The 11,517-nt window shown below is 49.6% G+C and carries 10 protein-coding genes; 3 read left to right on the plus strand and 7 right to left on the minus strand.

Going from position 1 to position 11,517, the window contains the following annotated elements; genetic code table 11:
• On the minus strand, positions 1-1,002 hold the full coding sequence (locus tag AAC636_RS09690; protein ID WP_340298591.1) for a carbohydrate ABC transporter permease: 1,002 nt from the start codon (positions 1,000-1,002) through the stop codon (positions 1-3).
• An 85-nt stretch (positions 1,003-1,087) separates the two neighbouring features.
• Entirely contained in the window at positions 1,088-2,614 is a 1,527-nt protein-coding gene (locus tag AAC636_RS09695) for an extracellular solute-binding protein (protein WP_340298590.1), read from the minus strand.
• A gap of 432 nt (positions 2,615-3,046) precedes the next feature.
• Between AAC636_RS09695 and AAC636_RS09700 the strand changes: the two genes are divergently transcribed.
• The 3 genes from AAC636_RS09700 (at position 3,047) to AAC636_RS09710 (ending at position 5,929) form a co-directional block, all read left to right on the plus strand.
• Entirely contained in the window at positions 3,047-3,709 is a 663-nt protein-coding gene (locus tag AAC636_RS09700) for a GntR family transcriptional regulator (RefSeq protein ID WP_340301356.1), read from the plus strand.
• 36 nt (positions 3,710-3,745) lie between these two features.
• Positions 3,746-4,558, plus strand: a complete 813-nt coding sequence (locus tag AAC636_RS09705; RefSeq protein ID WP_340301357.1) for a class II aldolase/adducin family protein — start codon at positions 3,746-3,748, stop codon at positions 4,556-4,558.
• 354 nt (positions 4,559-4,912) lie between these two features.
• The gene (locus AAC636_RS09710) at positions 4,913-5,929 is read left to right on the plus strand and encodes a rod shape-determining protein (RefSeq protein ID WP_340301358.1); all 1,017 of its coding nucleotides are present in this window, start codon (positions 4,913-4,915) and stop codon (positions 5,927-5,929) included.
• A gap of 78 nt (positions 5,930-6,007) precedes the next feature.
• Here AAC636_RS09710 and AAC636_RS09715 read toward each other — a convergent pair whose 3' ends face one another.
• From AAC636_RS09715 to AAC636_RS09735, 5 genes are read right to left on the minus strand one after another with little or no spacing between them, the layout of a single operon-like run.
• A complete protein-coding gene (locus AAC636_RS09715; protein WP_340301359.1) occupies positions 6,008-7,666 on the minus strand; it encodes a Na/Pi cotransporter family protein in 1,659 nt (552 codons plus the stop codon).
• An 11-nt stretch (positions 7,667-7,677) separates the two neighbouring features.
• Positions 7,678-8,475, minus strand: coding sequence for a metallophosphoesterase (locus AAC636_RS09720; RefSeq protein ID WP_340301360.1), 798 nt, complete (start codon positions 8,473-8,475; stop codon positions 7,678-7,680).
• A gap of 4 nt (positions 8,476-8,479) precedes the next feature.
• A complete protein-coding gene (locus tag AAC636_RS09725; RefSeq protein ID WP_340301361.1) occupies positions 8,480-9,289 on the minus strand; it encodes a carbohydrate ABC transporter permease in 810 nt (269 codons plus the stop codon).
• Positions 9,286-10,179, minus strand: coding sequence for a carbohydrate ABC transporter permease (locus AAC636_RS09730; protein ID WP_340301362.1), 894 nt, complete (start codon positions 10,177-10,179; stop codon positions 9,286-9,288). The genes AAC636_RS09725 and AAC636_RS09730 overlap by 4 nt, the downstream gene beginning before the upstream one ends.
• A gap of 56 nt (positions 10,180-10,235) precedes the next feature.
• Positions 10,236-11,492, minus strand: coding sequence for an ABC transporter substrate-binding protein (locus tag AAC636_RS09735; protein ID WP_340254756.1), 1,257 nt, complete (start codon positions 11,490-11,492; stop codon positions 10,236-10,238).
• Positions 11,493-11,517 lie beyond the last annotated feature (25 nt).

An 11,517-nucleotide genomic window follows, 5' to 3' on the forward strand; every position in this document is an offset into this window, starting at 1 on the left:
TTATTTCCTTTCCGATTGCGGTTTGTCGAATACGCGCACCAAAATCATGCCGAGTACTATGGTTACGATGAGCAAAGTAAGGGCGATTGCGGCTCCTCGGCCTAATTTGAAGAACTTGAATGCAACTTCAAAAAGGTAGACCGGGAGGATCTTGGTGGAATTTCCAGGCCCCCCACCAGTGAGCACCAGAATATGGTCGATGAAGCGGAAATTATCCATGAAGCGTAATAGGATAGCGATCAGGAGTACTGGATAAAGGTTGGGCAATGTGATGGCGAAAAAGTTCCGAATTGGTGATGCGCCATCCACCATGTTGGCCTCAAGTTGATCACGAGGAACCTTTTTAAGCCCTGCAAGTGCAATCAAAGTGATTAATGGAGTCCATTGCCAAACATCCACCAAGACAATCGCGTACATTGATGTCGATTGGCTTGCCAAGATTGACGCACTATCCAGGATACCCAGGCTTTGGAGGATCCAGTGATACCATCCAAAAGTACCATTATATAGGAAGAGCCAGAGTAAGCCGGCCACTGCTGGGGCCATCATCATTGGCATCAAAAGAGCAGTTACTAGGTATTTTTCGTAGCGGTGGTTATTCACAATCACAGCAAGCATCAGACCGATAGCCAACTGCATGAACAGGCACATCGCGCTGTATTTAAGAAGCAAACCCCATCCGCTTAAAAAGTTAGGGTCCTTCAATAAGCGAGCGTAATTACGGAAGCCAACCCACTCCGAGCTCCCAATGTCGACAGATTGCAGCGACATAACAATGAGCCAGAAAAATGGGTACAGGGATATAAATGCGAGAACCGCAATCGCTGGCGCCATTAGGTAGAGGTAGTAACGCTTTGGCGCCGGAGGATTGAAAATCGTTGGCGCAGGCAGCGCATCTGTGAGAGGTCTGGCCTCGACTTCGACTGAGTGTTCCCTAGCTCTGAACAATTGGGCGGCACCGGACAGCATAGATTTATTTTCGAAATTTGTGACATCAGTCATGAGTGACGCTCCGAAGTGGTTCTGCTTTTCCTGGGAGGTAGGTTCAGCGGCAGAAAAAAGATCCGCTGAACCTCGCTTTTAAAGATCAGACATCATTCAAGAAATCGAACTGCTCTTTCATCGCTGCAGCAGTCTCTGCAGGCGATTTTTGACCAGATAGCATTTGCTGGGTTTCTGAAGCTAAGATGGAGTGATACTCGTTCGCCTCAGGAATTTTTGGCCCCAATACAAAGTGTGGATCCTTGATGCCGTGATTGTATACAGCGTCAAAGGTAAGAGCGTTTGGCATGTTTGTTGGCCGTTGCTGGGCCGCCTTAACATCTTCCCGCTCCAAAACAGACTTTCTAGTCGGGGTGCCGCCTAGGCCTGCCAAAACATCGTACTGGATCTGGTTGCTGGTCGACCAAATTGCGAACAAATAAGCAGCACGCTGCATATCTTCCGAGGCGTTAGCATTAATGCCAATGCCACCGATGCCACAGTTAGTGCCATTAACGAGCGGACCACCAGTCAGGTTCCAATCAGCATCACCCTTTGGACATGGCGCGTAGGCAGTACGTCCACCAGATGCAACGGAGGTCTCTGGATTTTCCACCGACGCAGCAAATTCATGATATTGGACTTGCATTGCGATGTTGCCAGACTGGTAAACAGTATTCAGCTCCAATGTTCCGTTAGCCAGGTTGTCTGGGTGAGAGGCATCGCCGAGCTCTTTGAATTTTTCCAACATCAGAACTGACTGTTCGTCGCCCCAGTTGGTGGGTCCGGGACGTTTGGAGCCAAGCTTGTCGTCGATTGGGAAGTCAATCCACTGCCCATGCGAGAACATCATGCGCTGGATATCAAGCTGAGTGGTCCAAGCAAACGAGCCCTGGTGCTGAGCGTAGCCGTATGGAACGTCCGCGCCGCCCTCCTTCATCGCCTTGAAGAACTTAGCGATATCGAGGACCTGCTTCCATGTAGTCTCTTCGTTGAACTCCAAACGATAGCCATACTCGGCCTCAAAGTCCTTTGTGTGCGCCTCAAAGAGGTCCTGCCGGTAGAAAGTACATGCCACGGCCGCATCATACGGAAGGGCGATAATCTTGTCTTCGGCATAGAAACGCCCACATGCTGACAGGAAGTTTTCAAACCAAGCACCGTCCCCATATCCCTCGGGATCTTGCGGAAGGGTGTCGTCGCCAAACATGGTGCTCAAATCGACGTAGAAATCAGCAAATGGCGCACCGATTGGTTTATCCTGCACATAATTCAATGTGTAGTCGGACTTGCCGGAGCGCAGATCAATCCCAGCTTTTTGTTGAACAACGGGCAAGTCATCCGTCAGGATCTCTACTTCAATGCCAGTTTTCTCATAGAACGACTGGATATTTTCGCGGATCGCAAACGATGGTGGGGTGTTTTCCGAAAGAAAAACCAGTTTTGAACCAGCGTATTGACGCCATTTTGCTTCTTCGGATGAGGCCGCTTGAACCCTTGTGCTCATGATGGTGGAATTCAAGCCTACTGCCAGAGATCCCGCTCCAAGCATGGTGGCTCCCGCACCGCCCAACTCAAGAAACTTGCGGCGACTAATAGGCGTATGGATCGCCTGTTTAGGTTTATAAAACATTTAGTCTCTCCCTTTTTAGAGTGGCCGTCCGGCCAAACCTGACCTCAGTCATCGCTCCCACCCATTTGGGCCCTTCGATTCTTGAGTCAGCGCCCCCACGTTATTGTAAAAAATTTTTTTGTAAATAATTTTCTTCATTTTTTCTTTTCGATTAGATTTTTTAGGAAAAACAATACATATTTTCATATTTTTAACAATTTTTACAAAAAAAATATTTTTTACCGTCCAGGACAAAGTACGATATTTTTTCCCTTAACTCGCCCCTGAGTGTCAGAAGTTCACCCAGAGAAGCGCTCCCTCACGCCAAAAAGAAAAAAATTTTCATACTTGATTCCAGGCTTTTCAAATTTCGTATACGAAATACAAAATACAAAGTCTTGTCAACACCAAATAAAATGCTATCCTGCATCATTCAAAAGGTGATGAGATCTGATGCGCTCGATACGTAACAAAAAATCATTGGTCGAAGAGACATATGACAGCCTTCTTGCCGCAATCACGTCTGGGGAACTGGGGCCCGGTGAGCGACTGAACCAAGACCAATTAGCTGAACAATTGAACGTGTCACGACAACCCGTGAACAGCGCCATTGCAATCCTGAAAGCCAACGGCCTGTTACATGACAACGGGAAACGTGGGGTGATTGTTGCCCCAATCGATCCTCAGTATTTCGTAGATATCTACGAATTTAGATTAATCGTTGAGCCCTCAGTCGCAAAACTAGCGGCTGACCGTAAGCCAGACAATGCGGAGGCAGAAGCCGAAGAAATAATGAAATTAGGACAGTCTGCGGTGGAGAAAGCGGATAGCTTTGACCTAATCGCGGCAGATGCAGCCTTTCACAGAATGATTTATCAATGGGCTGGCAACACTGTGGTTGCGCAATCTCTAAACGCTAATTGGCATCACGTCGAACGCTTCATGGGACGCGTTCTAAGCGATGAAAAGTTTATCAAATCCACTTGGAAAGATCATCGCATGATATTGGAGCATATCCAGACAGGAAAAGGTGATTTGGCCGAAGTACAAATGCGCGACCATATACACAGAGCGAAGGAAAGCACACTGGCCGCGCTTATGGCACATGAAAAATAAGGTAGCTGTAAGCGCCTTCTAAGCAAAGGATACCAAATGCTCGATCTCGGCAAAAGAAAGTCCATCTATCAACCAGAACAGGACGGCTTAATATTCCCACAAGAGCCAAAAAATGAAACCTTTGAAGCAGAACGGGAACACCGCAAACAACGCCTCGTAGCAGCCTGCCGTGCATTTGCTCAACAAGGGTTTGATTACGGCTTTGCTGGTCACTTAACAGTCCGCGACCCAGAGCATCCTGAGCTGTATTGGACAAACCCTATGTGCATTCACTTTAGTAACGTGAGGTTATCCAATCTCATACTTGTGGATCACAATGGCACTGTAATCGAAGGCGAATACGCAGTTAACCGAGCTGGGTTTGTACTGCATGCTAACGTACATGAGCAGCACCCTGATATTATTGCGATGTGCCATGCCCATACCACCTATGGGACAGCTTGGTGCGCTACGGGGCGCCCAATCGATCCGATCACTCAAGACGCGTGTGCATTCTTTGAGGATCACGTTGTCGTTGGGGAACAGGCTGGAGCAGTTGCAGTTGAAAGCCATGCTGGCTCGGATGTCGCAAAAGCATTCAAAGGGGTTAAGGCGGCGCTCCATCAAAACCACGGCCTGTTAACTGCCTCGCGCCACTCCATCGAGAGTGCGGCCTTCTGGTTTATCGCACTTGAGCGCTGCTGCAAACAGCAGCTTGATATCGCCGCAAGCGGAATTACGCCAATCCGAATTCCTGATGAGCGTGCTCGATACAGCCGAGAGCACGTTGGCAGCGAGTACATTGGATGGCTTCACTTCCAAACCATATGGAACCAGCTTGTGCTAGACCAGCCGGATATGTTGAGCTGACATACCTAATTGATAGCCAAAAACTAATCAGCGTGTTTCACGCCACAATGCCAAACACGAGCTCAAGGTCAGCACCGTCCAACATTTGAGAATTATTGACGACGACCTCTGGAGGCCACTGGAGGACCCATGCACCTTTGGCTCGATACCTTGAGAAGGCAGAGCACAACGTTTGGGAAAGTGTGTAGAAGAATTTTGTAGCTCAGAAAAAAACATTGATTGCATTTGATATTTTTGTGAATTTGGTTGAATAAAAAAATGAAGAATGGAGCGCCTTGGAATTCCAGGGGCAACGCAGTCGGCAACTAGCCTGCGTCATCAAAAGGCCAGGAATTTAATAGTGAGGACAAATTCTTGGCTTATGAGATTAGCATTGACCTCGGCACTGCCAACATCGTCATCGTCGACAACAAGAATGGCGTCGTCTTAGATGAGCCCTCAGTGATCGCCTATCAGTTGAAAAACGGGCAGAAGCGGCTCTTAGCGGTTGGGGATGACGCCAAACTAATGCTGGGCAAGACGCCGGAGAGTATTTTGGCCATCCGCCCCCTGTCCGATGGCGTGATTGCGGATTTCGACGCGGCCCAGGACATGATTTCTGCCTTCTTTAAAAAAGTTCTGAATAATTTTGCCTTCAGGAAACCGATAGTATTCGTGTGCGTGCCATATGGCGCCACCCCGGTGGAGAAGCGCGCGATCAAGGCGTCCATTGAGGCGGCTGGTGGCCGCCGTGTTGGCCTCGTTGAGGAGCCGATGGCGGCCGCACTGGGCGCCGGAATGCCAGTCTTGGAGCCCACGGGCTCCATGATCGTGGACATTGGCGGCGGCACGACCGAGGTCGCGGTACTGTCTCTCGGGGGCATTGTCGTGGCGCAATCCATCCGAGTTGGTGGCGATCACTTCGACGCGGCGATAGCGGCATTCCTGAAAAAGAAATATAACCTCAACGTCGGCCTGGCCACGTGTGAAATGCTGAAGTTCGAGATCGGGACCGCCACACCCCCCAGTGACGGCGTCGGGAGGAAGACAAAAGTGCGCGGCCGCCACGGCGTCAGCGGCCTACCGGAAGAGATCGAGGTCACTCAGGCAGACATGGCCGAGGCACTGCGGCCATTGGTAAACAATATCTGCGAGGCCGTGATGCTACTCCTGGAGCAGACGCCACCCGACCTGGCTGGAGACATTCAGGAAAACGGACTAGTTCTCACGGGAGGTGGGGCTGGCCTCACAGGGATAGACAAGGCCCTGATGAATGCGACACACCTACCGGCTGTTGTCGCAGAAAATCACAAATACTGCGTGGCATTCGGCACTCAAATTGCTATGAACTTAGGCAAGCGCATCGAGCACGCAATTCAGCGAGATCCCTGAACTAGCTAGTGGTGGCGCCGGAAGCTCGTGCGTGCGCAGCACTGATTAAATTTGGAATAAAATCCACAAAAACATTAACTAAACGCTTGATAGACGGCTTTCTAACAGTTCACCAGTCTCTATTAGGAGCGGATACGCTAGTGTCGCAAATGATGAATTCAGCGTCTTCAAAGACCTCAGAAGATCTATATGGATTGCACTCGTCTCTATCGACGCCGTTTGCCCGTCACTTAAACGGATCAAATGTTTCTTTTCCAACTCTTGCTCCAGGTCTCTAACTGTTTCTTTTTGTTCAACTAATGAGCGCGCAATGTCCACATCGTCGGACATCAGTACTACTATGCCCTGCTGAACATTGCGCAACACATGATCATAAAAATCTAGAAGCTCTGCCTTGCCCTGATCTGAGAAATTTGTCTTTTCGAGGTGTTTTCTTCGAGCCAAGCTAATAATCTTCCTGGCGATTATATCTGAGCCGGTTTCAATATTGACTGCGTTACTCGCTAGGTCGAATGCGCGCGTTCCTATTGCCTCTTTGCGATCAGTGCTTCGTACACTTGACAGGTAAACTCTTACATCGTTTGCCATTCTGGCAATTTTGGCATGCTCATCTCTCAATCCATCTGCAGCGCGCTGGTCGAAGACGTCGAACAAATCCATAGCCTCCCGCAACATAGCTTCGACCCTATTACCCATTTCGACCATTTCGCGGCGTGCGCAAGAAAATGCGCGCTCAGGCTGATTGAGAACTGCCTGATCTAGCACAGAGCGATGGATAGATTGACCGTCAAAGGCTGCGCGAGATGGCACCACTAATTCGATTAAACGTAAAACTGGTCGCAAAAGTAGGAGGCCTATCATGACCAGAGAAAAATTGAACAGTACGTGCAGGCCCAATACTTTTTGTTCGTCGCTCATTCCCTGAAGCAGATCGCTCAATTGGAACTGCGCAATGCAGAATAGGCCCACAAACGCACCACCACCCCGTAAACATAAATTTCCAATCACAACTCTTCGAACGGGCAGCTCAGATCGAAGGGTCAAAACGAATGCAATTAAAGCACCACCCAAGTTTGCTCCCAAAACCATTGCAAAAGCAGCATCCACAGGGAGAATTCCATAGGCTGTGAACATGGCGAGCAACAGGATAGCAGCGACACTCGAGTGGACAAACCAGGCGAATAAAGCAGCCAGAATAAAAGCTGTAATCAGATCCCCAGATAAATATACCGTAATTGCCTGAAGAGCTTGAGCCTCAGCAACAGGTTGACTTGCAAGCCTAATTAAATCCAATGAAACAAAGATTAAGGCCAGTCCAATCAGAATGCGCCCAAGCTGTCGAAAAGTTCGACGAGAACTTCGTAGAAAGAGGGTCACGCCAGCCAAGAGTAGAATGGGCTCCAATACTGCAATTTTAGAATTAAGAATTTGGACTGCGATTGCTGATCCCAAATCTGCGCCCAAAACAAGCGCGAGGCCTGCCCTGGTGGCTATGGCGCCTGCGGACATGAAACCAGCTAGTAGAAGGATAACGGCAGTCGAGCTCTGCAGCAGTATAGCTGCCGCCGCGCCGGTAATTGATGCACTCACTCTGTTTTTAGTGGTGCGCTTCATCCACAAACGGATGTTGTTTCCATATGCGCGTTCAAAACCAGTGCGCACCAACCTTACAGCCCAAATCAGAAGCCCCGCAGCGGCGGCCAAATTCAGAGCAATTATGATTGGTGAATTTTCCATCCTAATGTGACCTAAAACGCGTGTGGACCGCCGAAGTAGGACGTGGGAACAGCACTCCAATGATACCCCGCACCCGTGTCCAGAACGGCAAAACCCGTTGGGCTTTCAAAAAAACCGACAAATGCATCGGGCTGTCGGTTCAACGCAAACGCACTGCAAATGGACGGGGCTGTGACCACCGGGTGGCCGCTCAACTGACAATGGTGCACACCGTGAACATGGCCCGCTAAAACGATAAGACTACGATCTTCTGTAGCCAAGGCTGCAGTCATCGCGCCAATGTTGGTCAAACCGATGGCATCCATAAATTTGATGCCTGTTAGGAATGGTGGATGGTGCATCAATACGACGGTCGGACTTTTATTTGAATGGGCGAGGGTCGACGTCAGTAACGCCAATCCATTTTCGTCGACCGTCCCTGACCCACTCCCCTCTACAAGAGTATCAAGTCCAATTACTTGGGTGCCAGCTATTTCTGCTTCCCAGTTTATGGAGCCACTTTTTGGTAAGGTCATGAAGTCACAGAACACCTCCCGAAATATGCTTCGCTTATCATGGTTTCCAGGTACTGAAAAAATCGGGAGCCCTAATCGATCCAGCTGCACGCGCGCAAATTCGTAACTGCATTGGGTTCCATCGTCGCTTATATCCCCGCTCACCAATACTGCATCAATAGGACTTAAGCCGGGCAACATTTCGATAATGTGATCAATCGTGGACGACAAAACACTCCGGGTATCTAACACGCCAGATGAAGTCGTGCCTTCGGCAACAACGTGCAGATCCGACAGATGTAGAAACCGAGCCATAGGATTATTTAATCCCCGCTCTTAAAAACGCTTGAACAAACTGACGCTGGAAAATCAGGAAAGCTAACAGCAATGGCGCTACGGACATCATAGTCGCCGCTGAAATTACGCTAATGTCTACCCCATTTTCAGGGGCTCCAAAAATCGACAAGCCCACAGTCAGCGGGCGCGTATCCGGGGAGTTCGTGACAATCAGCGGCCAGAGGAAGTTGTTCCAGTGCGTGGATACGGACACCAAGGCGTAGGCGAGGTAGGTTGGACGAGCCAATGGTACGTAAACGCGCCACAGAATTCCAAACCAACTGCAGCCTTCTACGCGCGCAGCTTCATGGAGCTCAATTGGAACCCCTTTAAATGCCTGCCGCATGAGAAAGATGCCGAACGCCGAGGCCATATATGGCATACCGACACCCAGTATCGTATCGAAGAGGCCAAGACGCGACACCATTGCGTAGTTCTCAACGATCAGCACTTCTGGAAGAATAAACAACTGCATCAACACCAGAATGAACATCAAATCTCGTCCCGGGAAACGAACTTGTGCAAAGGCAAAGCCCGCTAGCGTGGTAACAATAAACTGGCCACTCAGAATTACCGTGACCAATGCAAAAGTGTTTAGAAAGTAACGTATCCAGGGCGCACCATCCCACGCTGTACGAAAGTTATCTAGCGTCCAACTCGCCGTGAGATTGAAGTTTACTGCGTCAGACGTCGAATGAAACGCTGCCCAGAACGCGAACACGAGGGGCGAGACCCAGATTATGGCAAGAACAATGGCTCCAAGCGGCTCGATATTTTGAATGGTACGGCTCATTGATAATGGGTCCGCTTATCCAGAATTGTGAATTTGATCCCCGCGACAATGCCTAGGACCAAAAGCACTAGGATCGTCATCGCGGCGGCGTGCGGCGCATCAAAGAACGCAAAAGCCATCTCCCATATATAATAGAGGATAAGTTTTGATGCGTCATTGGGACCACCTTTGGTCAGAATAAACAGGTGATCTATCAGCTTCACTGAATTAATGAGCGCATTGACCATTATGAAAAGGGTCGTCGGCATTAACAAAGGCAAAACAATACGCCTTGTATAAGTCCACCTGCTCGCGCCCTCGATATCAGACGCCTCCTTCAAATCTTCCGGGATGGTCTGAAGCGCAGCGAGATAGAAAATCATAAAAAAGCCAGCCTCTTTCCAGATCGTAACCATGATGACTGCCCACAAGGCCGTCGAGGGCTGGCCTAGCCAGTTGACACTCGGCAGCCCAACCAAGCTACCAATTTGATCCAACACACCGAGACCCGGTGTATAGAAAAATAACCACAAATTTGCTGCCGCGATCATCGGCAGAACCGTTGGCGTAAAATACGCTGTGCGAATGAAGCCGCGTGCCGGGATTTTAGAGTTTGCCCAAAGCGCCATCGCCAATGCGATTACAATTGATATTGGGATCGTCGCACCAGCGTAGATCAAATTGTTTATCACAACTTTCCAAAATGTCGGATCGGCAAATAAGTCAGAGTAATTTTCAAACGCCACATACTCACTCGGACGCCGACGGGTTTGGCGACTGAAGATGCTGGACCAAAAAGTTGCTATTGAGGGATAAAATGCAAATGTGCTCAACAAAACTACAGCGGGCGAAAGCAAAATCCACCCGTAAATCGCCTGCCGACGTCGCTCTATCTGAACAAATCTTGACATCAAGTTGACCTCTGCAAGACGTTGGACGCCCAAAAATATGGGCGCCCAACAAGTTATTACTGATAAGCGCTCAATAACCGCTCTGCAGCATCTTGTGCTTCGGACAATGCCGCCTCAGGCGTCGCAGCACCCGTCAAAGCCGCCTGAATTGCATTATTTAAGCCTTCACGAACTCGAGCCGTCTCAAAGGTTGAGAACTCTGCAACTGCATTTTCAAGTTGGTTCCGAGCAACCAATGCAGGTGGAAACTCAGCAGTGTAAGCCTTAAGAGCTTCGGTCTCATATGCGGCAGGTGACACACCCATGTAACCCGTTGCAATTGACCAAGCAGCTGCCTGCTCAGGCGACGTCATAAATTCAATCAACCGAAGAGCGGCTGCGCGCTCTTCTGGCGTGGTGTCTTCGAAAACGTAGAAGTTACCGCCGCCGGTTGGCGAGCCTGGACGAACATTGGCCGGCAGTTCTGCCACACCGAAGTCAAAGGTAGCGTTATTTTTAACTGCGGTAAGATTACCCGTGGAGTGCCACATCATTGCTGTTTGTCCTTCTAGGAAGGCTTGGCGCAATGTGCCCCACTCGACAGTACCTTCTGGCATGATGCCATGCTCTTGGCTGAGAGACAGCCAAAACTCCAAAGTATCGACCACTGCCTCATCATCGAAATAAGTAGTCAAGCCATCGTTTGACATAACTTCTTTTCCGTTCTGAATGGCCAACGCCTGGAACATCCAATACGGATAGCCGGTTGATGGGATCATGAGACCGTAGGTGTCACCGTTCGTGAGCGCCTGTCCCATAGAAATCATTTCTTCCCACGTGCTGGGGGGGCTTTCCGGATCTAGACCAGCGGCCCGAAACATATCTTTGTTATAGTAAGCCACAATTGTTGAGCGTTGGAATGGGATCCCCCAAGTCTTCCCTTCAATGCGGCCATTCGCCATCAAGGCAGGATAAAAGCTATCCAGCCAAGCTGGGTCGACACCTTCGATGTCGTCAAACGCAACAATCAGCTCCTGTTCAATCAGATCATAGGCATCGATTGAAAACATGACTGCCAACTGAGCAGGTTCGCCCGACGAAAGAGCCGAAAGCGCTCGAACCCGCGTGTCATCATAGTTGCCTGAATAAATCGCATTGACTGTGATGTCTGGGTTCGCCGCCTCAAAATCGGCAACGATCCCATCGACCACCTCCGTCAAAGCACCCCCTACCGCAATCGGGTAGTACATAGTGAGTTCGGTGTCCGCGATAGCGGGTGTGGCAAGCGCTGTCGCAGCGGTAGCAACAACTCCTAATTTGCGTGAAAGTGTCATTTAGTCCTCCCTGATTTGCATTAGA

This window comes from Roseobacter sp. HKCCD5988, assembly GCF_037830355.1.
Taxonomy (GTDB): Bacteria; Pseudomonadota; Alphaproteobacteria; order Rhodobacterales; family Rhodobacteraceae; genus M30B80.

Excerpts from the sequence above, each read along its gene's own strand:
- AAC636_RS09690 (WP_340298591.1), bottom strand. The coding sequence starts at position 1,002 with ATGACTGATGTCACAAATTTCGAAAATAAATCTATGCTGTCCGGTGCC.
- AAC636_RS09695 (WP_340298590.1), bottom strand. The coding sequence starts at position 2,614 with ATGTTTTATAAACCTAAACAGGCGATCCATACGCCTATTAGTCGCCGC.
- AAC636_RS09700 (WP_340301356.1), top strand. The coding sequence starts at position 3,047 with ATGCGCTCGATACGTAACAAAAAATCATTGGTCGAAGAGACATATGAC.
- AAC636_RS09705 (WP_340301357.1), top strand. The coding sequence starts at position 3,746 with ATGCTCGATCTCGGCAAAAGAAAGTCCATCTATCAACCAGAACAGGAC.
- AAC636_RS09715 (WP_340301359.1), bottom strand. The coding sequence starts at position 7,666 with ATGGAAAATTCACCAATCATAATTGCTCTGAATTTGGCCGCCGCTGCG.
- AAC636_RS09720 (WP_340301360.1), bottom strand. The coding sequence starts at position 8,475 with ATGGCTCGGTTTCTACATCTGTCGGATCTGCACGTTGTTGCCGAAGGC.
- AAC636_RS09725 (WP_340301361.1), bottom strand. The coding sequence starts at position 9,289 with ATGAGCCGTACCATTCAAAATATCGAGCCGCTTGGAGCCATTGTTCTT.
- AAC636_RS09730 (WP_340301362.1), bottom strand. The coding sequence starts at position 10,179 with ATGTCAAGATTTGTTCAGATAGAGCGACGTCGGCAGGCGATTTACGGG.
- AAC636_RS09735 (WP_340254756.1), bottom strand. The coding sequence starts at position 11,492 with ATGACACTTTCACGCAAATTAGGAGTTGTTGCTACCGCTGCGACAGCG.